The following is a 23,654-nucleotide window of genomic DNA, read 5'->3' as shown; positions in this document are numbered from 1 at the left end:
AATTACGAATCATCAAAGTCGAAAACACGAATAGATTTCAATTTTTTACGAATTTAATTTTTCAGCTAAATAAGGTGCTGTTAAAGAATCTTTACATTTTATAAGATCTTCAGGAGTTCCTTGAAATAGGAGTGAACCGCCATTTTTACCACCTTCTTTACCCAAATCTATAATATAATCTGCACATTTTATTAAATCAATATTATGTTCAATTACAATTATTGAATGTCCATTTTTTATTAAAGCGTTAAACGACTTTAATAATTTTTTAATATCGTGAAAATGTAATCCAGTTGTAGGTTCATCAAAAATAAACAAAGATTTGCTTTGTCGCGTTCCTTTTACTAAAAATGAAGCTAATTTAATACGTTGCGCTTCACCTCCAGAAAGTGTAGAAGAAGATTGTCCTAATGTTACATAACCTAAACCAACATCTTGTAAAGGTTGTAGTTTTTTTACAATTTTAGTTTCGTTGTATTCTTTAAAAAATGCAATAGCATCATCAATAGTGCTATTTAAAATATCATTTATTGATTTTTTGTAGAATTTAACTTCTAAAACTTCCTTTTTAAAACGCATTCCTTTACAGGCTTCACATTCTAAATGTACATCAGCCATAAATTGCATTTCTATGGTAACTTCACCTTCACCTTTACAAACCTCACAACGTCCGCCTTCTACATTAAATGAAAAATGTTTTGGTTGGTAATTTCTAATTTTTGATAGTTTTTCTGAAGCAAACAAAGCTCTAATGTCGTCATAAGCTTTAATATATGTTACAGGGTTTGACCTGCTTGATCTACCAATTGGGTTTTGATTGATAAATTCTATATGTTCTATAGCTTTAAAATCACCTTTAATTTCGGTGAATTGTCCAACTTTTTCTCCATATCCACCAATTTTTTTTTGAACAGCAGGAAACAATATTTTGCTTACCAAGGTACTTTTACCACTTCCAGAAACACCTGTAATTACAGTTAAGCAATTTAAAGGAAATGTAACATCAATATTTTTTAAATTATTTTCTCTCGCTCCAATAACTGTTATTGCATTTTTTGAAATTCTTCTTGTTTTTGGAATTTCAATTTGCTGTGTATTATTTAAATATTGTGCTGTTAATGAGTCAGATTTTAAAATCTCTTTAAAAGTGCCTTCTGCAACAATTTCTCCACCAAAAGTACCAGCCTCAGGACCAATATCAATTATTAGATCTGCAGCTTTCATAATATCTTCATCATGTTCAACTACAATAACTGTATTCCCTAAGTTGCGCAAATCTTTTAATACTTTAATTAAACGTCCTGTGTCTTTTGGATGCAAACCAATACTTGGTTCATCTAAAATATACATAGAACCCACCAAACTACTTCCTAAAGAAGTTGCTAAATTAATACGCTGACTTTCACCACCAGATAAAGTATTTGAAGTTCTGTTTAAGGTTAAATAGTTTAAGCCAACATCATTTAAAAACTGTAATCTGTTGTTAATTTCAACCAATAAACGTTTTGCTATTTTTTCTTCATAAACATCAAGTTTTAGGTTTTTAAAGAAATCAGCTAATTCATTTAAAGGTACATCAACCAATTCACTAATATTTTTAGTATTAATTTTCACATAGTTGGTTTCTTCTCGTAATCTTTTGCCTTTACACGTTGTACATTTAGTTTTTCCTCTATAGCGAGAAAGCATTACTCTATATTGAATTTTATAGCTTTTTTCTTCTAAATGTTTGAAAAAATGGTTTAATCCATTAAAGGAACTATTTCCATCCCAGATAAGTGTTTTTTGAGTTTCTGTTAGTTCAAACCAAGGTTTGTGAATAGGAATGTCAAACTTATAAGCGTGTGTAATTAATTCGTTTTTATAATGATTAAAGGAATCTGTTTTCCAAGGTAAAATAACATCTTCATAAATTGATAGTCCGGTGTTTGGAATTACCAAATCTTCATCAACACCAATAACATTTCCATAGCCTTCACAATTTGGACAAGCACCATACGGATTGTTAAAACTGAACAAATGCGTGTTTGGCTCTAAAAATTGAATGCCATCTAATTCAAATTTATTATTAAAAAGGATTTCCTTTTTTGTTTTTAGATTTTGAATTATACACTCGCCTTTTCCTTCGAAAAAGGCAGTTTGAATGGCATCACCCAAACGATTAAAAAAATCTTCATCATCTTTTACAACAATTCTATCTATAACAAGGTGAAAATCGTGTTCAATTTCTGCTGTTATTTCTTCAATTCTAATAATTTTTTCTTTATACTTTATTCTTGCATACCCTTGTTGCGCTAATATTTTTAATGTTTGAAGGACACTTCTTTCATCTGGAATATGAACAGGCGAGAGCAATAGTAATTTTGTGTTTAACTCTATTGTTTTAATGTGATTGATAACATCACTAACCGTATGTTTTTTTACTTCATTTTCTGAAATAGGAGAGTAGGTTTTACCTATTCTGGCGAATAATAATTTTAAATAATCATAAATTTCTGTTGAAGTTCCAACGGTTGATCGTGGATTTGTAGAATTTACCTTTTGTTCAATTGCAATAGCGGGTGCAATTCCTTTTATATAATCAACTTTTGGTTTGTTTAGTCTTCCCAAAAATTGACGAGCATAAGACGATAAACTTTCTACATATCTACGCTGACCTTCAGCAAATAACGTATCAAAAGCTAAACTAGATTTTCCAGATCCAGAAAGACCCGTAATTACAACCAATTTATTTCTTGGGATTGCAACATCAATATTTTTTAAATTATGAAGTTTAGCACCTTTAATTAAAATGTTTTCTTTTGGATTTAATGCGGCAAGGTTTTTCGTCATACTTTTGAAAAAATAAATAAAAGCAAAGATAATTACAATTAATGAGAATTTTAAGAGCTTTGGAAAACATAATTTAAAAAATACACATAGTTCTTTAAGTTTTATTTGTAAATGTTAAAAATATGCTGCATATTTGAATAATAATTCTAAAAACGAACGCTTATATAACATATTTACTTTTATAAAATTATAAAATACAAGTTTAACCCCATAAATGTATTTAAATTATGCAAAGTAAAGTTATTGCCGATAGCGTTCTAGTAAGCGACTACATAAACGGAAACGAAAAATCTTTAGAAATTTTAATCATTCGTCATAAACAACGAATTTTTAGTTTTGTATTGTCTAAGATTTTGGATAGAGAAATTGCCGAAGATATTTTTCAAGATACTTTTATTAAAGTTATAAATACTTTAAAAAAAGGGAAGTATAATGAAGAAGGTAAATTTTTACCTTGGGTTATGCGTATAGCTCATAATTTGGTTATTGATCATTTTAGAAGAAATAAACGAATTCCAACATTTAGAAATACAGATGAATTTGATATTTTTACAGTAATTAGTGATGAAGTTTTAAATGTTGAAAAACAGTTAATTAAAGATCAGATTTTAAATGATATTAGAGAGTTAATTGTTGAATTGCCTGAAGATCAAAAAGAAGTGTTAATTATGCGTATGTATAAAGACATGAGTTTTAAAGAAATTGCAGAAAATACAGATGTAAGTATAAATACAGCCTTAGGAAGAATGCGATATGCACTCATTAATTTAAGAAAGTTAATAGAAAAACATAATATAATTTTGGTTAATTAATACTAAAAGTAAGTTTTCATCGTTACTTTAATATAAACCAGTTAAATATGATGAAACTTTACTCTGAAAAGTCTCCATTAGTGGAGCAACCAAGACCTGAAATAATTCAATATTTACTTAATTACTCTAAACAAATGAGGGTAATTAAAACCAACAAAAACAATTATATTGAGTTACATTTGAATTAATGTTCTTTAAGCCCATTTTTAACCAAAAATGGGCTTTTTAGATTTTTTTTATTTAAAACATGATTTTTTGTTAATCATATTTAGGTTTTTTATCCCTTTTTGCAGCCTTTTTTTCTTTTGTAGTTTTTAAAGGCTCTTTTTTGACATTTTTTTTTGCATCCTGACTTTTTGCCATTGTTTTAGTTTTAAAAGTTAAATAATAACTATTTTATATTAATTTATAAAAGCTATTAAATATGAAGATAGTGCATTTATTGTTTTTAAGGATTAAAAAGCTAAATTATTTGAGAATTTATATTTTGTTTATAAATAGACTTATTCTTTAACTAAAATAATTACAATCATTTATTTTCCTGAGACCTTTTAACAATTGTTTTTAATCGTTCTTTGGTTGCAATTTTTGAAGCTTTTAATTTACTTTTTTTCTGGTTCATTAATTTAGAATGTAAAGCTTTATTTTTAGTGTTTTTTACACTTCCTTTTTTAGCCATTTCAACTATTATTTAGTGTCCTTAATAATTTTATTTAAAACAGATTTTCTTCCAATTGTTTTAGTAATTATATCCTTATCAAGATCCCAACCTCTTGATGGAGAATATTCTCTTCCATAAAAAATAATTTGTAAGTGCAGCTTATTCCATAATACTATCGGAAATAATCTTTTAGCATCTTTTTCAGTTTGTACAACATTTTTTCCATTGCTTAAACCCCATCTATAAAGCAATCTATGAATATGGGTGTCTACAGGAAAAGCTGGAATTCCAAATGCCTGACTCATAACAACACTTGCTGTTTTATGGCCAACTGCAGGCAATTCTTCTAAATCCTTATAATTTTGTGGCACTTTTCCATGGTGTTTTTCAATTAGTATTTTTGACAATCCATAAATCCCTTTAGATTTCATAGGAGATAAACCAACAGGTTTTATGATTTCTCTAATTTCTTCAACAGAAAGTTTTACCATATCGTAAGGGTTGTCAGCTTTTTTAAATAATATTGGTGTAATTTTATTAACACCAACATCGGTACTTTGAGCTGACATTAATACAGCAATTAAAAGAGTATAAGGGTCTTTATGATCTAAAGGAATAGGAACTTCGGGATATAATTTTTCAAGTGTATTAATTACAAATTGAACTTTTTCTTTTTTTGTCATTATTTATTTGTTGAAAAACTAAAATACAAAGTTTCTTAAAACTTAAAGATATAATTCTTAAAAAAGTTTTAATTGTTATAATAACTTTTTATCTTACAACTTTAAAATAATTTATACATGACAACATTAAAAGTAGGTGATAAAGCACCAAATTTTGAAGCATTAGATGAACAAGGAAATACCATAAAATTATCTGATTATACTGGAAAAAAATTAGTGTTATTTTTTTATCCAAAGGCAAGTACACCGGGCTGTACAATGGAAGCCTGTAACCTAAGAGATAATTACAAATCGTTTTTAGCTAAAGGATATGATGTTTTAGGAGTTAGTGCTGATTCTGCAAAACGTCAACAAAATTTTATTAATAAAAACGAACTTCCTTTTCCTTTATTAGCTGATGAAGATAAAGCGGTAATTAATGCTTTTGGAGTTTGGGGACCTAAGAAATTTATGGGAAGGGAATATGACGGAATTCACAGAACAACATTTGTTATTGATGAAAAAGGGGTTATTGAGGATATTATTTTAAAAGTAAAAACAAAACAACATACGAGTCAGATTTTAGAAGAAATGAATTAATTATTCCAAATTAATTTTTTATTAAAACTGCATTAAAAAAACCTAACAAATGGCATAATTCGTTAGGTTTTTTTAGTTTAAAATAAAACTCTATTAGAAGGCGTATTACAACTTTCTTAAATATAATTTAAATAAATTATTCAGGAATAATATACATTTCTTTAGCATATTTCTTTTTATCCAGAGAATTAAATAAAGATGGACCAGTTTCAAACATATTTTTCTTTGCTAAACTAGGTTTAGAAATTATACCAGATATATGATCTAATGCTGTTTTTAATAAAGGTTCTTCAACATCTCCAAAAGGTTTTATTTGGGAAGCAAATTCAACAACTTCATAATCTGGAGTAAAACCTAACGTATAATCACTTTCATCAAATTTATTATAAATTTGAAACACAATAGGTTGTAAAGCATTTGTATGAGTAGTATTAGCGCCTTCCTTTTTAAAATCTGAAGAATCATATAAAGTAATAGAACCAACATTTTTACCATAGGTAGTAGTTCCTACTTTTATTACGGACATATAAGGTGTTAACCCATTAATTATCATTTCACTAGCAGAGGCCGTACTTTTAGAAGTTATTACATATAATTTCGTAAGAGAATTTAACCTATTAATAGTAGCCTCATTTCCAGAATATTCTCCATCTTTATCATAAATATATGCTTTGTTAAAAAATGAATAATATCCTCCTTCACCTGAGTGTTTCGAATTATAAATTAATTTGGCAAATACTTCGTTTTCTGAGGCTCCACCATAAATCATACTTGCTAAATAAGCTGAAGTTAACACAGAGCCACCACCATTATAACGTAAGTCTAACACTAATTCTGTAATTCCTGCACCTTTAAAATCTGCAAAAACATTATTTAACTCTTCGTGAAATGTATATTTAAAACCATTGTAGACCAAGTAGCCAATTTTTGTTCCAACATTATTTGTAATTATATCTGAATAAAGTACTGGATTTTCTACTACTTCTCTAATAGTTAATGTTTTTTCCACATTATTAGGCACAATAGTTCCATTTTCTAATGTATTAAATTCCATTGAAATGGATGTAATTTCATCATCATAATAATTATTTACAACTCCATAATTATCAATATTCAGTTCAACTCCATCAAATTTATAAAATAAATCTCCACGCTGGATTCCTGCGTCTGCAGCCGGAGAATTTGGAACAACGTAGGTTACAAATCCAATAATTTCGGAACAATCTCCACATAATCTTGCAACACCAAACTCAAAGCCGTAAGTATCATTAACACCTCTAAATGATGCACCTTGTTTATTAAAATCTTCAATAAACCAAGAGAATCTATCTGTATTACCTTTGTCATATAATAAGGTTTCAAATAAACTTTCAGGAGTACCGTAACTATTCAAATAATCGTAATATGATTCTAGATTGTCATCTTTAGAATCAGCTAAATTTGAGACGTTTGGTTGCCAATTATACCAAGAATTCATTGCTTGCCAGACAAAATGATTAATTGGATTGTCAATTTTTGTTTTATCAAGAATACGTCTCGGCGGGTCATCATCTTTAGTACAACTAACAAAAGCGAAAGTTAAGGCTAAAAAGAATGCTAAAAAGGTATTTATTTTTTTCATATATCTGTATTATAATATGTGTATTTTGTCGCAAGATAAAAATTTAATTACAAAAATTAAACCAAAGTGTAACAATAACGAAGTATGTTCGTCATAATTGTAACAACACATAAAAAAACAATAAATCAAACTTAAAATGAAGCAGTCAGAGTTTTTAAAAACTGTAATGCCTTTTAAAGATAAAGTGTTTCGAGTAGCAAAAAGACTACTTGTTTCTACTGAAGAGGCTGAAGATGCCACTCAAGAGCTTTATTTTAAGTTATGGAGAAATAGGTCTAAATTAAAAGACTATAAAAGTATTGAAGCGTTTGCAATGACGATGACTAAAAATTATTGTTTTGACAGATTAAAATCGAAACAAGCCAGTAATTTAAAGTTAATTCATAGCAATTATCAAGAAAAAGATACGCCATTACAAAGGCGAGTGGAACTTAATGACAGTGTAAGTTTGGTTCATAAATTAATTGAAAACTTACCAGAGCAACAAAAATTAGTAATACAGCTTAGAGATGTTGAAGAATATGAATTTGATGAGATAGCTAAAATGTTGGATTTACAACCAACAGCTGTTAGAGTAACATTATCAAGAGCAAGAAAAACAATTAGAGAACAATTAACAAAACAACATAATTATGGAATTAGCTAACATAGAAGAGTTGTTGGAAAAGTATCTAGATGCAGAAACTACCGTTGCAGAAGAAAAAGAGTTAAAAACTTATTTCTCAGGAGACAATGTAGCGCCACATTTACAAGAATATCAAGCGATGTTCGGATATTTTTCAACTAATAAAAATGAACGGTTTACAAAAACCATCCAATTAAAAAGTCAAAAGGTGAATTGGAAATGGTTATCCGTAGCAGCTTCAGTAGTTTTATTAGTAAGTGTTTACACTGGTTATCAAGATAACCAACAAAAAAAGGCTGAAAAAATATATGCAAAAACCCAAATGGCTTTTGGTATGTTGGCAGCAAATTTAAACAAAGGAAATGAAGCAATTTTACAACTGCAACATTTTGAAGACACAAAAAATAAAATTTTTAAACAACCTAAAAAGTAAAAAAATGAAAAATTTAATAGCATTATTAGCAGTAACCTTAATATCTTTTGGCACGTATGCTCAAAATTCGATATTTGACAAATTTGAAGAAATGGATGAAGTTTCATCTGTAATTGTAAATAAAGAAGCATTTAGAATGCTTGCAAAATTTAAAGGTGGAGGAGAAGAAGGACAAGAATATTTAGATATGGTAAAAGGGTTATCTTCCTTTAGAGTATTTACAACTGAAAACCCAACAATTGCTCAAGATATGAATACATTAGTTTCTAAGTATTTAAAATCTTCTAAACTAATTGAATTAATGAGAGTAAAGGATGAAGATACTAACGTTAAAATTTATGTGCGTCAAGGAAAAGACGAAGATCATGTAAGTGAATTGTTAATGTTTGTAAGTGGTGCTGGAAAGTACACGAAAAATTCTGATAGTCCTGTAAAGGCAGAATCTGTAATACTTACGTTAACCGGTGAAATTGATTTAAACAAAATATCTGAATTAACAGAATCTCATGTGCCAGGAAGTAGTAAGCATTTAAAAAAACAATAAAAAAGTAACCTTATGAAATCAATTATAAAATTTTTAGGAATAGCTTTTATTGCAATACTCTCATTTGTTTCTTGTGATAATAATCCGTCTTTACAGAAATATTATGTAGATAGTAAAGAAAATAATGCTTTTATTTCTGTTGATTTACCTGCAAACATTCTGCAACTAAAAGATGAAAATGTTTCAGAAGATGTTAAAAACACATTAGAAACAATTAAAAAAGTAAATTTTTTAGCATTGCAAATAACTGAAACTAATGAAGAATTATATACTTCAGAAAAAGTTAAGGTAAATGCAATTCTTAAAAATCCGAAATACAAGCAATTAATGCGAATGAATATGGGGAAAGGAAGCGTTAGTGTAAATTATTTAGGTGAAGAGGACGCAATAGATGAGATTGTTATTTTTGGATCGGATGCTTCAAAAGGATTTGCTGTAGTAAGAGTTATTGGAGAAAACATGAACCCGAGTGATATAATGAAAATAGCTCAAGAAATTAAGATGGATGGAGATTCTGAACAACTAAAGCAACTAGGAGGTTTGTTTAGTAGTTTAAAATAAAAATTTCAATAAAATAAATTATAAAAGCCATACTTTATTAAAGTATGGCTTTTTAACTATCTATTAACTTCTTAAAAAAAGAAAAACATTATTTTTGACGTTTTAATTTAGTTTTTGAAAATGAAGAATATATTTGTAGTACTTATTTTACTTTTTACAATTGCTTTAAAAGCTCAAGATAAAATATACCAACCAGAAAGAGATAAAATCAACAATCTGGTACATACGAAATTAAAAGTCGATTTTAATTTTGAAAAAAGTCAGTTAAATGGTGAAGCCTGGATTACATTAACACCGCACTTTTATCCAACAAATAAAGTAACCTTAGATGCTAAAGCGTTTAAAATAAATGAAGTAAAAGTAAATAACACAAATGCAGCATATAACTACTCCGACAACGAGCTTACCATAGAGCTCAATAAAACTTATACTAAAGGAGAAGAGTACATCGTTTATGTAAATTATATAGCTAGACCTGAAGAAGTTACCCAAAAAGGAAGCGAAAGTATTAAAGATGCAAAAGGATTGTATTTTATAGATCCTTTAGAGGAAGATCCTAAAAAGCCTACCCAAATTTGGACTCAAGGAGAGACCGAGGCAAGCAGCTGTTGGTTTCCTACTATAGATGCTCCAAATCAAAAAACTTCACAAGAAATTTATATGACAGTTCCAAGTAAATTTGTAACACTTTCTAATGGAACATTACAATCTCAAATAGAAAACAATAATGGCACTAGAACTGATTATTGGAAAATGGATCAAAAACATGCACCGTATTTATTTTTTATGGGTGCAGGAGAATTTAGTATTGTAAATGATACTTGGAATGGAAAAAAAGTTGATTATTATGTTGAACCAGAATATGAATCAGTAGCGAAAGATATATTTGGAACAACTCCTGAAATGCTAACTTTCTTTTCAGATTTAACTGGTATTTCTTACCCTTGGGATAAATACAGTCAGATAGTAGTTAGAGATTATGTTAGTGGTGCTATGGAAAATACTACTGCTGTTGTTCATGCTGAAGATGCGCAACAAAAGAAAGGACAATTAATTGATGAAAATGAATGGGAAGGTACTATTGCACACGAGTTATTTCATCACTGGTTTGGAGATTTAGTAACAACTGAGAGTTGGGCAAACTTAACAGTAAACGAATCTTTTGCTACGTATAGCGTTTATTTATGGTTTGAACATAAATATGGAAAAGACAAAGCTGCTGCTCATATGTTTAAAGATGTACAAACGTATTTGCAAAGTGAAAGTGAAGATAAAATATTAGTGCGTTTTCATTACCACGACAAAGAAGATATGTTTGACACCGTAAGTTACCATAAAGGAAATGCTATTTTGCATATGTTGAGAGATGTTTTGGGCGATGAAGCTTTTTTTGAAGGTTTAAGGAAGTATTTAAACGATCATAAATTTGGAACAGCAGAAGCACACGAGTTGCGATTGGCATTGGAAAAAGTAAGTGGTAAAGATTTAAATTGGTTTTTTAATCAGTGGTATTATGGCAACGGACATATAAAAGCTGTTTTGACATACGATTACAATACCATAAATAATACTGTTACCGTAAACATAAATCAACAAGATAAGGTTTTTACGTTTCCTTTATCTATAGATATTTATGAAAGTGGTTTAAAAACTAGACATAATGTGTGGGTAAATAGCAAACAAAATTCATTTACATTTCCATTTAGAAAACTTCCAAGTTTAATAAATATCGATGCCAAACATGTATTGTTAGCTGAATTTTCAGAAAATAAAACACTAGATAATTATATATATCAATTTAATAATGCACCCCATTATTTAGATAGGAGATTGGCATTAGAAGAAATTGTGAAACATCAAAAGGATAGCAAAACAGCATTAAATACAGTTGTTAAAGCTTTTGATGATCCTTATTATGAAATAAGAGTTTTTGCATTAGAGAATTTAGATTTGTTTCAAAAATATACCAAAAGAGATATTATTTCAAAAGTTGAGAAAATAGCTCAAAATGATAAAAAAACCTTAGTTAGAGCTGCGGCAATTAGCGTTTTAGGAAAATTAATAGAGCCTATCTATAAACCTTTATTTGAGAGAGGGTTAGAAAGCGAATCATATGCAATAACAGGAAGTTCATTAACATCATTATATCAAATTGATAAAGAGAGTACCCTAAATAAAATTAATACTCTAAACGAAACTATAAAAGAAAGTTTAGCTGATGCCATAACAAGTATTTATATTCAAGAAAAAGACAAATCAAATTTACCTTTTATAGCAAACCATGTATTAAATGGAATGTTTTTAACTGAAAACACTAGAACTCAGCAATTATATAGTGAGGCTTTTAAATGGATAGCTGAAAGCGATAATAAGGAGGCAATTACTAATTTAACCAATAATTTTGTAGAATTAGGACTTAAATATAAAAAATACAATTTTGATAAAATGGCTGTAAATATGCTAAATCAAATGGTGTATATGCAACAGCAATCTACAAACATTAATAAAAACGAATTGATTTTAATTTTGAAGATTGGAATGTCTAAACTTATTGAGTAAGAAAGAGCATAGGGAATTTTTTATAAACTTTAAGATTAATAATACTTAGACGTCAGTGTCAGTTTGAGCATGTTTGCCGAACAACCCAGTTTATTTCAGCATTACATTAGTACTACATTTCTATTACTATTTTACGACGAATAATTTTTAAAGCTACCATCTTTAAAAAAAATAACAATCCTTTCAATTTCAGTATTATTTTCTTCTGTCGTTTTAATCGGAGCTGTTTTTTCAATGGTATTGTTTTTTTCAATTGAAAAAAGAGTAGGAGTATCCTGATTACTTTTTGTAGTTGTTGTTTTTGGAAAATTTCCAACTCCATTTAATAACCAATACAATTCAACTTCAGGAAATGTTTTTAAAATTTTTAAAACAAACTCTAAGCTTGGTTTATTTCGACCAGACAATAGGTGAGATATACTTGAGCGTTGAACCTCTATTTTATCTGCCAACGATGCGGCAGATAATTGATAAAAATCCATAATAATATTTAAGCGTTTGGCAAATTCTTCTACGTTTATCATAAGTTACAATTGTAAATCAAAAAGTATATTACAAATGTAATCAAATTAAGACTAGGAAGCAAAAATACACTTGAAGATCTAATATTTAGCGTCTTTATGGTTAAACTTAATGTTTATGCTACTCTGCTCAAGTGATTTATTAACAGCTGCATATGTTTTGTCAATAACAAATATTTATAGTTACTTTTAAGAAATTAAAATACAGTAGTCTATTCGTGTAGAAGCGAATTACAATTGTATAATTAAACGTCGAATGGTATAATTACAATTGTAAATTAACTAGTATTTACAATTGTAATTAGTGTGAGTTTTGAAAATAAAATGTGTTGATGGAATTAAAAAAATATATGCTTATTTTTGTCACATGAAATTAATAGATACAACCATTTTAGAAAATTGGTATAACGCTAATTTTGAATCTAAATTAAAAGGTAGAAGAATTTTATTTGATGATATTGAGCCATTAATAAAAAGTTTATCATCAAAATTTAAAACAGAAATTATAGGATATTCTGAAAATAATATTCCCATTTATAAAATTTCTATTGGCACAGGTGCTATAAAAATACTATCCTGGTCGCAAATGCATGGTAATGAAAGTACTGGGACAAAAGCGTTATTTGACTTATTCAGCTTTTTTGAAAGAAGTGATAGTGACACCACTCTAAAACGTATATCTGATGTGATAATAAAAAATTGTACGCTTCAATTTATAGTTTTATTGAATCCAGATGGTGCTATAAAATTTACTCGTGAAAATATTAATAATATTGATTTAAATAGAGATGCCGTCGCTATAAAAGCAGTTGAAAGTAAATTGTTACGCTCAGTTTTAGATGAGTTTAATCCTAAGTTCTGTTTTAATCTGCATGATCAGCGGTCTATCTTTAATGTAGAAGGTACTTCAAACCCCGCAACAATATCATTTTTAGCTCCATCCGAAGATGTTGAGCGTACTTTAACAAAAGGTCGCAAAGAAACTATGAGTGTTATTGTTGCAATGAATGCGCTGCTTCAAAAGTTTATCCCTGATCATATTGGCAGGTATACAGATGAGTTTTACCCAACAGCGACTGGAGATAATTTTCAGAAATTAGGACATAATACTATTTTAATTGAAGCTGGCCATTTTAAAAATGATTATGACCGAGAAATTACAAGAAAGTATAATTTTTATGCTATTTTACAGGGGTTATTTTATATGGCGATGGCTGATAATTTTTTAAATTACACACCGTATTTTAATATTCCTAATAATGATACTTTATTTTTAGACATTATTTATACCGATTTAAAAATTAAAAATAATGACATAGTAACTATTGAAGATGTTGGAATACAATTTAAATTTAAAGTAGAAGACGATAAATTTGTAATGTATAAATCGATTGAAAAACAAGGAGATTTATCTAAATATTTTAGCTACAACAAAATAAATGCAACAAATATGAATTTTGAGGAATTAAAATTATCAAATTCGTAAATATTTTAGTTAAATATCAGTTTTTTTTAATAAATTTGTCATATATTTCTATATTATTATTAAAAACAAGTCATGAAAAAATTTATTTTAGACGAAATAGATCATCAAATATTAGATATTCTTATCGAAAATGCGAGAACGCCATTTACTGATATTGCAAAAAAACTAGTTGTTTCGGCAGGTACAATACATGTGAGGGTTAAAAAAATGGAAGATGAAGGAATTATTAAAGGTTCTACATTAACATTAGATTACGAAAAAATGGGTTATTCATTTATTTCGCACGTGGGTATTTATTTAGCAAAAACTTCTAAAACTAAGCAAGTTATAAACGATTTAAAGAAGATTCCTAATATTACTATTGCTTATATAACTGCAGGAAAATACAATGTTTTCTGTAAAATTAGAGCTAAAGACACAACACACGCAAAAGAAATTATTTTTGAAATTGATGATATCGATGGTGTTTCAAGAACAGAAACAATGATTTCTTTAGAAGAAAGCATCAATGATAAAACTAGATTAATGCACTCTATTTTTAGAGAAATTTAAGATACAAGTACTTATTATATAGAGACTGCCTAAAAGTTAGATCAATTTTCATTATCGAGAAGGGATTTTATTTTTAGGCAGCCTTTCTTTTTGCGTAATTCTGATTTATTATAAGATTATAGGCTTTTAGTGCTCCTTTTTTCCACAATTACAGTTGCAGCCAGATACCGAATTTGAAATAGGTGACATTGCCTCCAAAGTTCCATTTATTAATTTATTAATAGCTAGATCTGGATCAGACTCCTCAATTTTATAACAAGCAATCCCATATTTAGCTAATTTATCTATGGCTCCATTACCAATACCTTTAGTTAATAATATATCAGATTCAAATAAAATGCTATTTTTTATACCATTTTCTTCGTGAAAAAAGGAATGCAATGTTTCATTAATAGATAGATTTAGTAATCTTTTACTTTCGATAGTTGAATCTTTTATAGTATATATTAAATAGTTCCTGCATTTTCCAGTATGATTAAATATGGTTTTTTTATTTTGAAAAGTAACTGCTACTATGGTTTTCATAATTTCTTTTTATTAATCATTTATTCAAATTTAAAACTAAATAGAGTGGGGGACTGCAACTTAGGTTACCATTCTAAAACGTGGTTAAAATTAGGAATCAACTATTTATTTGAAAAATTTGTTTAATTTTTTTTGAACCATCGGGTAAAATTATATTCTATAATACTCTCTGTTATAACACCTAATTAAGCAAGAAAAAGTAAAATTCATTAAGAAATTGATGTGGTTATTAACAATATTTTAAATAATTCTAAAATAATTATCAAAAATTTTCGACTTTTTTTAAATAATTAAGCTATTGTTTAATTTCTTAAACTAATAAACTAAATAAAAATTATAAAATACTGGTTTACAGGGCTTAAAATGGTGATTCAATAGGTGGGATATTTGAAATCACCAGTTTATTTTTACTTTAAAACACAAAAAAGATGAAATTTTCGTGCAAAATAAAGAAGTTTTTAACAATTTTATTTGTTTTATAAAACATTTGTATATACATTTGTTGTCTATACAATAATGGTGTAGAAAAAAGTTGTCCCCCCGAAGTTGAATAAAAATGATAAAAAGGAAGATTTAAATTTACCTGATTTAACAATTGCAAATATATTGCAAACAGGTAACTGGATGAATGAAACATTTTCAGATCATCTCAAACAATTTGCCTTATCTATTCAACAATACCAAGTATTACGTTCTTTAAAAAAATTAAATGGTCAACCAGCCGATTTGCAATCTTTACAAGCTGAAATGGTAAGTAAAAATAGTAATACAACAAGATTAGTTGAAAAATTACGATTAAAAGGATTAATTACAAGGTTTCAAAATGAAGAAAATAGGAGGAAGGTAGAGATTAGAATTACTGAGCAAGGTATAGAATTGTTAGCAGAAATTGAAAAAATACAAGATCAATTTGAAACCGCAGTTGTTGGCAATTTAACAGAAAAGGAAATTTTAATTTTAAATAAATTATTAATAAAAATTAGGAATAAAAATTGACCCCAAACCCAAAATTAGAGCTAGGAAGCAATTAGCACCCCAAATTGCTTCTTAGAAATAATTTTAAAATTGAAATATTGATGAACTAAAATAGAGGTAGTCTCACTGTAGTCACATACTTAAGAAGCAATCCGAAAAGCTTTTACAAGTTAGATGGTTAGTAAGAACTTTGATTCTACCTCTTATTTTAAAAAAATTATGTATATAGAAATAAATTAATCCCAAACCCCAACTAGTCAAAACCCCAAAAATATGAGTACCCCAATTTTAACATCTTCAATAGTAAGTATTTCTACCAAACTCTATAGTAGAATTTTTAGAGGAAGTATTCTATGCTATTTCCAGTCCAATTTCCTTAGTACATTTTTTTATAATACATTGTTTTATCCCAATTTAAACAATTATAAGAAACGTATGTACCTTATTAAAAGCAGTCGCAATCAATTTGTCACCTAATCAAAGTTCCCACAACGGTAGCTGACAATATTATTTTGCGGCTGTCTTTAATACTTATAAAATAACCCCTGTAAAAACCCCTCTTTTATGAAAACTATTTTAAATAAACTAGCAATAGTGTTATTTGTCTCTACACTTTATATTTCCTGTGCTACTGAAGACGATGGTATTTATTTTAATAAAACGACAGAAACTAAAGCAACATATTCACCTATTGAAGATGAGATTTTAAATCTTGTCAACCAATATAGAGAAGAACAAGGTTTAACTACTTTAAGTAGGTTGAATTTTATTTCTTCAGTTGCAAAGACACATACAAGCTATATGGTTGAAGTAGGAAAAGTCAACCATGATAATTTTCCTGAAAGACATGAAAAACTAGTGAATAATGCTCAAGCAATTTCTGTTGGAGAAAATGTTGCTTACGGATATAATTCGGGAGAAAGTGTTGTTAAAGCCTGGTTAAATAGTCCTAGCCATAAAGAAATAATTGAAGATAAAACATTTACTCATTTTGGTATATCTACAGAAAAGGATGCCAACGGAAGAAATTATTTCACACATATTTTTATTAATAAATAAATTATAATTATGTTAGTTTTAGAAAAAAAAGACTTTAAAGTACTTAAAGCAACAAATAGAATTTACATAAATACACTTATACCTAAATTTTATTTTAAAAATAAAATAGGTAAGATAGTAAATATGAGTAATTCTTGCGTAAAATTATAGATTGTGGATATGTCGTCCCAAAAAAAAACAGTTGTAGTATCTTTAATTGTCGTCCCCACAACGGTAGTTTAGTAAGATATAAAAATTACAACTGTTTTTATTATTAGATTAAAAGAAAAAAACAGTCGCAAAATCTTGAAAAACTGTCGTCCCCACGATAATTTTTTTTGCACAAGTATCACGACTGTAAATTTTTAACACTATTTAAAATAAAGTTAAAAATTTAAATGTTCTCGAACTTTTAGGTGCTGTAAATTTATAATTTAACATTAATAATTCCAATATTTTTTTCTTTTATTTAGAATTTTTTTTTTGAGTAAAAATGAGCTGTATATTTGTTCTTCAATTTCAAGGAATGCATTTAAAAAAAAATTATACCTATACTTTTAAAGTTGACAAAAATTCAATAGACGGTTTAGACCATGTAAATAATGTAGTTTATTTAGACTGGGCTCAAATAGTTGCTGAAAAACATTGGAACCAATTAAGTGAAAAACTTATAAACAATAATTATGTTTGGGTTGTGAAGAGACACGAAATAGATTATTTTTTTCCAGTATTTTTAAATGATGAAATCACCTTAAATACTTATATAGGAGAATCTTATGGTGTTAAATCTGAAAGATATGTAAATATAATAAAGGATGAAAAGATAGTCTGCTCGGTAAAAACTATTTGGTGTTTATTAGATAAATTTACAATGAAACCTGTTAGAATACCAATTGAAATTTCATCTCTTCTTGACTCAAATAAATTAACTTAGGTAAATAATTAATATTATTTTTAGATAAATAAACAGTTTTAGAAACTTCACATATGTATAAATCTTTAGTTTTATTTTTGGAGAGTAAGAATATAGAAGAAACTAAAATAAAAACAATTTGTTCTTTTTTTAAACTTAAGAAAACTAATAGAAACCAAATTTTAGTTGATTATAATGAAGTGTGTCAACATTATTACTTTGTAAATAAAGGCTGCTTAAGAATTTTTACTATCAATAAGGAAGGTCTAGAGAATTCTCGTTATTTTGCTTTTGAAGGTAATTTTGGAACAGCATTACCCAGTTTTATTGATCAAAAACCTGCTTTAGAATATTTACAAGCAATAGAAAAATCAGAATTATTGGTAATTACGCGCCATGATTTTTATTTTTTGGTACATTCTATACCCGAGTTTTCAGCAATTTATAGAGAGATTTTAGAATTAGGATTTATAAATGCCCAACAGCGAATTTATGGTTTTCAAGGATTAGATGCGCTTGAAAAGGTAAGTTGGACTATTAAAAACAACCCGAAATTATTATTACGAGTTTCAAATAAAATGGCCGCATCCTATTTAGGAATGTCACCTTCAACATTAAGTAGAATGAAATCAAAATTATAAAAACGTTGACTTAGGGCAACGTTTAAGGAATTAATCGTATTTAAATTTGCATAAAAAATATATACGATGAATTTAAAAAAACTACTACTAATTTTATTATTTCCAACTATTTTAATTGGACAATCAAAAAACACTTATACTAATAGTGTTGAAAACGAGTTTATTACGCAAAAACCTAATTTAACCTTAAAGGCTGCTTTTGAATTAACAAAAAGAGTTCAAAGTGTTGCAGATTCTTTAAACACTAATGTAAGTTTAGCAATACTTGATGCTGCTGGCATTACAATTTTACAAATTAAGGGAGAAAATGTTGGTCCTCATAATACTGAAGCAGCAAGAAGAAAAGCGTACACTTCATTATCTACAAAAACTCCAACGTTACAACTTTTAAGAGCAGTTAAAAAAAGTAGCGATTCTCAAAACTTGGCGGAATTACCTGAACTTTTACTTTTAAGTGGCGGAAGTCCAATATATTGGAACGGACATATTATAGGAAGTATTGGAGTTGCAGGAGGAGGAAGTGCAGAAAAAGATGATTTATTAGCTAAATCAGCTCAAATCTTAGAGTTTGGAATTAATACAACTAAATAAAATTATTACTAATTAATATAAATCAAAACAAATGAAAAATTTAATTTTTATCCTTGCATTATCATTATCTACAATTGGTGCTTATGCGCAAACAACTAATTATCAATTATCAAGTCATATTCTAGATGTTTCTAAAGGAACTCCAGCGGCAGGAGTAACCATTCAACTTGAAAAATTGAATGTGACAAACAATAAATGGACACAAATAGATAAAAAGGTAACAGACAAAAACGGTAGAGTAGGTTCGTTCTTAGAAAGTTCAAAAAACAATACAGGAATTTACAAACTTACTTTTTTAGTAAGCGATTATTTTAAACAAAAAAACACGGACTCTTTTTATCCTTTTATTGATGTGGTTTTTGAAATTAAAGACAATCAACATTATCATGTGCCAATTACCTTATCGGAATTTGGATATGCAACTTATAGAGGAAATTAAAAAAATTTAACTACGAGATACCGGTTTTAAATTAGCTTAAAATGCAGCAAGAAAAATTATCAAATTCATTATTGTATTTAATGGCGATTACAGCTGGTTTAGTAGTTGCTAATATTTATTATTGCCAGCCACTACTATCTCTTATAGCAAATGGTTTTAATGTAAGTGAAATCGAGGTTAGTAATGTTCCTTTATTTGCGCAAATAGGCTATGCTACCGGGTTGTTATTTATGATTCCTTTAGGAGATAAATATGCCACAAAAAAGATTATTACAATAGATTTTTTTTTAATTATAGTTTCTTTACTAGCAGCTGCTACAGCAACTACTTTAATGGTATTTGTTGTTAGCAGCTTTTTTATTGGATTCTCTTCCTCGATTCCTCAATTGCTAGTTCCTATGGCTGCTCATTTATCAGATAAAACTAAACGAGGAAGAGCTATCGGCGTTGTAATGAGTGGATTACTAATAGGAATTTTAGGTAGTAGATTTATTAGTGGGTTTTTGGGCGAATATTTGGGTTGGCAATTTGTTTTTTTTGCTGCAGCATTTATGATGCTCATTTTATTAATTACTATTAGTTTTAAGTTGCCAAATATTAAACCAGATTATAAATCTAATTATTTAAAATTAATGCAATCTATATTTGTTATTTTTAAAAGTGATACAAATGTAAGGTTGTCAGCCTTAAGAGGGGCTTTGGGATTTGCAGGTTTAAGTGCTTTTTGGGCAACATTGGTTTTTTTATTAGAAGAATCTTTTAACTATGGAAGTGCAGCAACAGGTTCTTTTGGTGCTTTAGGCATTGTTGGTGCTTTAACTGCTAATATCATAGGGAAAAGGAATACTGATAATAATAAAAACAAACTTATTACCATTGCTACAATAATACTTGTAATTTCTTGGTGTGTTTTTTTAGTTTCTGCTACTTCAATTATTGGTTTAGTAATTGGTGTTTTATTAATTGATATGGGGTTTCAATCGTTACATATAACTAATCAAAGTTGTATTTTTTCAAATAACCTGGAAGCAAAAAACCGTATTAACACCATTTACATGGTTAGTTTCTTTATTGGTGGATCTCTCGGGACCTTTTTAGGAGCTATTGCTTGGAGCTATTTTAAATGGTATGGTGTATCAATAGTTGGATTAAGTTTTTCGTTAATGATACTAATGGTACATTTAATTTCTTTAAAACGAAAAGTACTATTATAAGTTCTTAATTTGTTATATAAAAAAAGAGTTGAAATAAATCAACTCTTTTTAAACATCTAATTAAGATCCTTTAATTAATTCATGAAAACAAAGTTTAATTTAAGATGTTTATTAATTTTATTTAAATAATTCTTCTAATTTCTCATCTAAAGCAAAACCTCTAATATCATCTCCAGAGGCTACAATTGTACCATCGTTTGCAATTAAAAAACTCGCTGGAATTCCTTGCACAAAATAGGCCACAGCAGCATCACTTTTAAAATGTTTGAAATCTACTACATTTATCCAAGGTGTATCTTCTTCTTTAAGTGCTTTCAACCATCTATCTTCTTTATCGTCAAGCGATAAACCATAAATTTCAAATCCTTTAGAATTGTAAGTTTTGTATGCTTTTTTAAGATGAGGAAACTCACCACGACAAGGTCCACACCAACTTGCCCAAAACTCTAATAAGGTATATTTATTATTTTTAATAGTTTCAGAAAGCGCAATTTCTTCGTTATTTATATCTTTTGCAATAACTTCTTTAAAAGGTTTTCCTGGTGCTATAGATAATTTTTTTTCTTCGATAATTTTATAATCTGTTAATGTTTGTATCATTTCATTTGCAACAGGATGTGATTGACTTAAAGCCTCATTGTATGTTTTATAAAGTTCAATTCTTTTATCAGCATCATAATTTTTCCAATCGTAGTTGTCGCTTAATGTATAGATTTTTGCCAATTCAGAATAGTCACCTTCTAAAATAGTTTGCATATACTTATTCTGAATTTTATAAGTTATAGCTGTTTTTTCATTATTTTTTGCACGTGCAAATTCAACTGCTTCTTTATCTAGCCAGTCGATATCTTTAAAAACAATTTCAGCTGTTTGTTTGGCATCACTTTTCGCATTCTGATAATCTGTTTGTTGCAAATAACCATATACAATTTGATTTAAATTACCACCTTTTACATATTTTTGAGTATCATTTAAAACAACATTGTACGTATCATTTTCTAATATCATTGGAATATTTGTGTGCCCAACAAATAATAACACTTTGGTCGGTTTTTCTACATTTCCTGTAAGCTGAAAACTACTATCTACTAGATTTGAAATAGCAATAGTATCTGTCTTAGTTTCATTATTAAATAGTACTATTGAAACTTCTTCATTGTTAGTGTTTTCGATAGTTCCGGAGATGGTAAAACTTGTTTTCTCTGGGGTACAGCTTGTAACTGCAAGTGCAAGTAATAATACTAAATAACTATTTTTTATAATTTTCATATTTTATGAGATTTTAAGATATTGTAAATAAAATTTAATTCTAAGGCTGTTTAGAAAGTTAAATTTTTGTCATACTATTATTTCAGTTTCTAAAAAAGATTAATTTTCAATATGACGAGCAAGGTTTAAAGACTTTCTAAACAGCTTTAATTTTATTAATATCCTGGATTTTGAATTAATTCTGAATTTCCAGCTAATGCTGTTCTTGGAATTGGCAATACATATTGTTCAACAGAGTTTAATGTTGATTTTATTGTTGAAGCATCAACATCTCCTAATCTATCATATCTAATTAGGTCGTACCAAGTTTCTCCTGTTTCGGAAAATAATTCTAACATTTTCTCTTCTCTAATATTTTGCAACAACATTTCTTTTGTTGAAAGTGTTTTTAATGGCATTCCAACTCTGTCTCTTAAAATGTTAAGTTTAGCCAATGCATCATCTAAATCTCCTCCAGCACGTCTTGCTTCAGCTTCAGCATATACCAAGTAAAATTCTGCTAAACGTAAATAAATAATAGTATTTACTCCTTCGGTACTATTGCTTGAAAATGGAATTTTTCCGTTTGAATTAGGACCAGCAGTGTCAAAAGCATTGTAAGCATATAAGAAGCGAGCATCGTATCCAGCGGTATTATAACTTGGATCTCCATCACCTGGGATTCCATCCTGTGCATCTGCTAAAGCTCTAAAATAGGGGCTAGGTGAAATGTTATATCTTCCAAAAGAAACATCAGCGTATGTATATTCTCCTTCTACAGAATTTCCATAAACTGAAAACAATATTTCTTCTCCAAAATTAGAGGTAAAAATTGTACCATAGTCATCTGCTAAATTATAACCATCAGCATTATTAATAACTTCTAAGGCCGTACTTGCAGCATTTGTAAAATCTCCCGTGTATAAATATACTTTAGAAAGTAAAGCTTTTGCTGTAACGGCAGAGAAATAATAATGTGCAACCCCGCTTGAGCCGTTTTGAGAGGCAAACTTTAAATCATCTAAAATAGCATCATAACATTCTTGTACCGTATTTCTTGGTAAACTCTCAAACTTTCTAGCTGGTTCTAATCTTAAAACTATTCCATAATCAGAATTTAAATCGAAAAACTGACCAAACTGACGTAACAATAAAAAGTGAGAGAAAGCACGAATTGTTTTTGCTTCAGAAATTAATTCGTTTGTTCTTACTTCTCCAATATCAGTAGCTTTACCTTTTTCAAGTCCATCAATTGCGAAATTTGCATTGTTAATAGCAGTGTATAAATTATTATAATTATCTGCTAAAAGAATATTATCATCTTGTACGGTATTTTGATTAAACCCTTGGCTTCCATAGAAATTACCAATGGTTTGTTCGCCTCCAGCACCCATTAAACCTGCATAAAAGTTAGAGAAAAAGAACTCTCTAAATTTTATATATGAGGTGTTTAACATTGCTTCTGCTGATTTTTCGTTATGAATTACATTCTCTTCTGTTAATTGATTTATTGGTTCAATATTGTCGATACTACAACTAACTGAACTAATAAGAATACATAAAACGATTGTAAATTTTATATTTTTTAGTTTCATAATTTT

The 23,654-nt window shown here is 28.2% G+C and carries 24 protein-coding genes; 16 read left to right on the top strand and 8 right to left on the bottom strand.

What is annotated here, in order from left to right; translation table 11 throughout:
* Window positions 1–45 precede the first annotated feature (45 nt).
* Window positions 46–2,832, bottom strand: coding sequence for an excinuclease ABC subunit UvrA (uvrA, locus tag IEW75_RS09470; RefSeq protein ID WP_134246711.1), 2,787 nt, complete (start codon window positions 2,830–2,832; stop codon window positions 46–48).
* A 227-nt stretch (window positions 2,833–3,059) separates the two neighbouring features.
* Between uvrA and IEW75_RS09465 the strand changes: the two genes are divergently transcribed.
* The gene (locus IEW75_RS09465; protein WP_134246712.1) at window positions 3,060–3,644 is read left to right on the top strand and encodes an RNA polymerase sigma factor; all 585 of its coding nucleotides are present in this window, start codon (window positions 3,060–3,062) and stop codon (window positions 3,642–3,644) included.
* A 529-nt stretch (window positions 3,645–4,173) separates the two neighbouring features.
* On the opposite strand, the gene IEW75_RS09460 is transcribed toward IEW75_RS09465, so the two are convergent.
* Window positions 4,174–4,323, bottom strand: coding sequence for a hypothetical protein (locus tag IEW75_RS09460; RefSeq protein ID WP_188704026.1), 150 nt, complete (start codon window positions 4,321–4,323; stop codon window positions 4,174–4,176).
* 8 nt (window positions 4,324–4,331) lie between these two features.
* On the bottom strand, window positions 4,332–4,988 hold the full coding sequence (locus IEW75_RS09455; protein ID WP_134246714.1) for an endonuclease III domain-containing protein: 657 nt from the start codon (window positions 4,986–4,988) through the stop codon (window positions 4,332–4,334).
* A 117-nt stretch (window positions 4,989–5,105) separates the two neighbouring features.
* Between IEW75_RS09455 and bcp the strand changes: the two genes are divergently transcribed.
* Window positions 5,106–5,567, top strand: a complete 462-nt coding sequence (gene bcp / locus IEW75_RS09450) for a thioredoxin-dependent thiol peroxidase (protein ID WP_134246715.1) — start codon at window positions 5,106–5,108, stop codon at window positions 5,565–5,567.
* A gap of 136 nt (window positions 5,568–5,703) precedes the next feature.
* Here bcp and IEW75_RS09445 read toward each other — a convergent pair whose 3' ends face one another.
* Entirely contained in the window at window positions 5,704–7,188 is a 1,485-nt protein-coding gene (locus tag IEW75_RS09445; protein ID WP_134246716.1) for a GFO_1087 family putative carboxy terminal peptidase, read from the bottom strand.
* A 136-nt stretch (window positions 7,189–7,324) separates the two neighbouring features.
* On the opposite strand from IEW75_RS09445, the gene IEW75_RS09440 reads away from it, so the two are divergent.
* From IEW75_RS09440 to IEW75_RS09420, 5 genes are all read left to right on the top strand, one after another.
* Window positions 7,325–7,834 (top strand): GFO_1088 family ECF-type sigma factor, encoded by a 510-nt coding sequence (locus tag IEW75_RS09440; protein ID WP_134246717.1) that lies wholly within the window; start codon window positions 7,325–7,327, stop codon window positions 7,832–7,834.
* A complete protein-coding gene (locus tag IEW75_RS09435) occupies window positions 7,821–8,246 on the top strand; it encodes a PG0215 family putative anti-sigma factor (protein ID WP_134246718.1) in 426 nt (141 codons plus the stop codon). Before IEW75_RS09440 ends, IEW75_RS09435 begins: the two co-directional genes overlap by 14 nt.
* A gap of 4 nt (window positions 8,247–8,250) precedes the next feature.
* Window positions 8,251–8,790, top strand: coding sequence for a GFO_1090 family protein (locus IEW75_RS09430; protein ID WP_134246719.1), 540 nt, complete (start codon window positions 8,251–8,253; stop codon window positions 8,788–8,790).
* Window positions 8,791–8,802: 12 nt separating this feature from the next.
* Window positions 8,803–9,351 carry a GFO_1091 family lipoprotein gene (locus tag IEW75_RS09425; protein ID WP_134246720.1) on the top strand — a complete coding sequence of 183 codons (549 nt, stop codon included), beginning with the start codon at window positions 8,803–8,805 and terminating at the stop codon, window positions 9,349–9,351.
* Between the two features lie 120 nt (window positions 9,352–9,471).
* A complete protein-coding gene (locus IEW75_RS09420) occupies window positions 9,472–11,910 on the top strand; it encodes a M1 family metallopeptidase (protein ID WP_229714424.1) in 2,439 nt (812 codons plus the stop codon).
* Between the two features lie 131 nt (window positions 11,911–12,041).
* Here IEW75_RS09420 and IEW75_RS09415 read toward each other — a convergent pair whose 3' ends face one another.
* The gene (locus tag IEW75_RS09415; RefSeq protein WP_134246722.1) at window positions 12,042–12,434 is read right to left on the bottom strand and encodes a helix-turn-helix domain-containing protein; all 393 of its coding nucleotides are present in this window, start codon (window positions 12,432–12,434) and stop codon (window positions 12,042–12,044) included.
* Window positions 12,435–12,798: 364 nt separating this feature from the next.
* Between IEW75_RS09415 and IEW75_RS09410 the strand changes: the two genes are divergently transcribed.
* Both IEW75_RS09410 and IEW75_RS09405 read left to right on the top strand, forming a co-directional pair.
* The gene (locus tag IEW75_RS09410) at window positions 12,799–13,917 is read left to right on the top strand and encodes a M14 family zinc carboxypeptidase (protein ID WP_134246723.1); all 1,119 of its coding nucleotides are present in this window, start codon (window positions 12,799–12,801) and stop codon (window positions 13,915–13,917) included.
* Between the two features lie 72 nt (window positions 13,918–13,989).
* Window positions 13,990–14,469: an Lrp/AsnC family transcriptional regulator gene (locus IEW75_RS09405; RefSeq protein ID WP_134246724.1), complete on the top strand. Its 480-nt coding sequence runs from the start codon at window positions 13,990–13,992 to the stop codon at window positions 14,467–14,469.
* A 126-nt stretch (window positions 14,470–14,595) separates the two neighbouring features.
* Here IEW75_RS09405 and IEW75_RS09400 read toward each other — a convergent pair whose 3' ends face one another.
* Window positions 14,596–14,994, bottom strand: a complete 399-nt coding sequence (locus IEW75_RS09400) for a NifB/NifX family molybdenum-iron cluster-binding protein (RefSeq protein ID WP_134246725.1) — start codon at window positions 14,992–14,994, stop codon at window positions 14,596–14,598.
* Between the two features lie 546 nt (window positions 14,995–15,540).
* Between IEW75_RS09400 and IEW75_RS09395 the strand changes: the two genes are divergently transcribed.
* From IEW75_RS09395 to IEW75_RS09365, 7 genes are all read left to right on the top strand, one after another.
* Window positions 15,541–15,990, top strand: coding sequence for a MarR family winged helix-turn-helix transcriptional regulator (locus IEW75_RS09395; RefSeq protein ID WP_134246726.1), 450 nt, complete (start codon window positions 15,541–15,543; stop codon window positions 15,988–15,990).
* Between the two features lie 543 nt (window positions 15,991–16,533).
* Window positions 16,534–17,028, top strand: coding sequence for a CAP domain-containing protein (locus IEW75_RS09390; RefSeq protein WP_134246727.1), 495 nt, complete (start codon window positions 16,534–16,536; stop codon window positions 17,026–17,028).
* A gap of 472 nt (window positions 17,029–17,500) precedes the next feature.
* Window positions 17,501–17,941 (top strand): acyl-CoA thioesterase, encoded by a 441-nt coding sequence (locus tag IEW75_RS09385; protein ID WP_134246728.1) that lies wholly within the window; start codon window positions 17,501–17,503, stop codon window positions 17,939–17,941.
* Between the two features lie 53 nt (window positions 17,942–17,994).
* Window positions 17,995–18,561: a Crp/Fnr family transcriptional regulator gene (locus IEW75_RS09380; RefSeq protein ID WP_134246729.1), complete on the top strand. Its 567-nt coding sequence runs from the start codon at window positions 17,995–17,997 to the stop codon at window positions 18,559–18,561.
* Between the two features lie 66 nt (window positions 18,562–18,627).
* Window positions 18,628–19,152: a heme-binding protein gene (locus IEW75_RS09375; protein WP_134246730.1), complete on the top strand. Its 525-nt coding sequence runs from the start codon at window positions 18,628–18,630 to the stop codon at window positions 19,150–19,152.
* A 31-nt stretch (window positions 19,153–19,183) separates the two neighbouring features.
* Window positions 19,184–19,591 (top strand): hydroxyisourate hydrolase, encoded by a 408-nt coding sequence (uraH, locus tag IEW75_RS09370; protein WP_134246731.1) that lies wholly within the window; start codon window positions 19,184–19,186, stop codon window positions 19,589–19,591.
* Between the two features lie 41 nt (window positions 19,592–19,632).
* Window positions 19,633–20,805, top strand: coding sequence for an MFS transporter (locus IEW75_RS09365; protein ID WP_134246732.1), 1,173 nt, complete (start codon window positions 19,633–19,635; stop codon window positions 20,803–20,805).
* Window positions 20,806–20,922: 117 nt separating this feature from the next.
* Here IEW75_RS09365 and IEW75_RS09360 read toward each other — a convergent pair whose 3' ends face one another.
* Together IEW75_RS09360 and IEW75_RS09355 are read right to left on the bottom strand one after the other, a co-directional pair.
* Window positions 20,923–22,074 (bottom strand): TlpA disulfide reductase family protein, encoded by a 1,152-nt coding sequence (locus IEW75_RS09360; protein WP_134246733.1) that lies wholly within the window; start codon window positions 22,072–22,074, stop codon window positions 20,923–20,925.
* 155 nt (window positions 22,075–22,229) lie between these two features.
* Complete coding sequence (locus IEW75_RS09355) at window positions 22,230–23,648, bottom strand: RagB/SusD family nutrient uptake outer membrane protein (protein WP_134246734.1); 1,419 nt, start codon at window positions 23,646–23,648, stop codon at window positions 22,230–22,232.
* Between the last annotated feature and the right edge of the window lie 6 nt (window positions 23,649–23,654).

The organism is Lutibacter litoralis, assembly GCF_014646675.1.
In the GTDB taxonomy this organism is placed as follows: Bacteria; Bacteroidota; Bacteroidia; order Flavobacteriales; family Flavobacteriaceae; genus Lutibacter; species Lutibacter litoralis.
This window is presented reverse-complemented; position numbering and strand designations above follow the sequence as displayed.

What these genes read in the sequence shown, in the direction of transcription:
- uvrA (WP_134246711.1), bottom strand. Translation starts at nt 2,832, where the DNA reads ATGACGAAAAACCTTGCCGCATTAAATCCAAAAGAAAACATTTTAATT.
- IEW75_RS09465 (WP_134246712.1), top strand. Translation starts at nt 3,060, where the DNA reads ATGCAAAGTAAAGTTATTGCCGATAGCGTTCTAGTAAGCGACTACATA.
- IEW75_RS09460 (WP_188704026.1), bottom strand. Translation starts at nt 4,323, where the DNA reads ATGGCTAAAAAAGGAAGTGTAAAAAACACTAAAAATAAAGCTTTACAT.
- IEW75_RS09455 (WP_134246714.1), bottom strand. Translation starts at nt 4,988, where the DNA reads ATGACAAAAAAAGAAAAAGTTCAATTTGTAATTAATACACTTGAAAAA.
- bcp (WP_134246715.1), top strand. Translation starts at nt 5,106, where the DNA reads ATGACAACATTAAAAGTAGGTGATAAAGCACCAAATTTTGAAGCATTA.
- IEW75_RS09445 (WP_134246716.1), bottom strand. Translation starts at nt 7,188, where the DNA reads ATGAAAAAAATAAATACCTTTTTAGCATTCTTTTTAGCCTTAACTTTC.
- IEW75_RS09440 (WP_134246717.1), top strand. Translation starts at nt 7,325, where the DNA reads ATGAAGCAGTCAGAGTTTTTAAAAACTGTAATGCCTTTTAAAGATAAA.
- IEW75_RS09435 (WP_134246718.1), top strand. Translation starts at nt 7,821, where the DNA reads ATGGAATTAGCTAACATAGAAGAGTTGTTGGAAAAGTATCTAGATGCA.
- IEW75_RS09430 (WP_134246719.1), top strand. Translation starts at nt 8,251, where the DNA reads ATGAAAAATTTAATAGCATTATTAGCAGTAACCTTAATATCTTTTGGC.
- IEW75_RS09425 (WP_134246720.1), top strand. Translation starts at nt 8,803, where the DNA reads ATGAAATCAATTATAAAATTTTTAGGAATAGCTTTTATTGCAATACTC.
- IEW75_RS09420 (WP_229714424.1), top strand. Translation starts at nt 9,472, where the DNA reads ATGAAGAATATATTTGTAGTACTTATTTTACTTTTTACAATTGCTTTA.
- IEW75_RS09415 (WP_134246722.1), bottom strand. Translation starts at nt 12,434, where the DNA reads ATGATAAACGTAGAAGAATTTGCCAAACGCTTAAATATTATTATGGAT.
- IEW75_RS09410 (WP_134246723.1), top strand. Translation starts at nt 12,799, where the DNA reads ATGAAATTAATAGATACAACCATTTTAGAAAATTGGTATAACGCTAAT.
- IEW75_RS09405 (WP_134246724.1), top strand. Translation starts at nt 13,990, where the DNA reads ATGAAAAAATTTATTTTAGACGAAATAGATCATCAAATATTAGATATT.
- IEW75_RS09400 (WP_134246725.1), bottom strand. Translation starts at nt 14,994, where the DNA reads ATGAAAACCATAGTAGCAGTTACTTTTCAAAATAAAAAAACCATATTT.
- IEW75_RS09390 (WP_134246727.1), top strand. Translation starts at nt 16,534, where the DNA reads ATGAAAACTATTTTAAATAAACTAGCAATAGTGTTATTTGTCTCTACA.
- IEW75_RS09385 (WP_134246728.1), top strand. Translation starts at nt 17,501, where the DNA reads ATGAGCTGTATATTTGTTCTTCAATTTCAAGGAATGCATTTAAAAAAA.
- IEW75_RS09380 (WP_134246729.1), top strand. Translation starts at nt 17,995, where the DNA reads ATGTATAAATCTTTAGTTTTATTTTTGGAGAGTAAGAATATAGAAGAA.
- IEW75_RS09375 (WP_134246730.1), top strand. Translation starts at nt 18,628, where the DNA reads ATGAATTTAAAAAAACTACTACTAATTTTATTATTTCCAACTATTTTA.
- uraH (WP_134246731.1), top strand. Translation starts at nt 19,184, where the DNA reads ATGAAAAATTTAATTTTTATCCTTGCATTATCATTATCTACAATTGGT.
- IEW75_RS09365 (WP_134246732.1), top strand. Translation starts at nt 19,633, where the DNA reads ATGCAGCAAGAAAAATTATCAAATTCATTATTGTATTTAATGGCGATT.
- IEW75_RS09360 (WP_134246733.1), bottom strand. Translation starts at nt 22,074, where the DNA reads ATGAAAATTATAAAAAATAGTTATTTAGTATTATTACTTGCACTTGCA.
- IEW75_RS09355 (WP_134246734.1), bottom strand. Translation starts at nt 23,648, where the DNA reads ATGAAACTAAAAAATATAAAATTTACAATCGTTTTATGTATTCTTATT.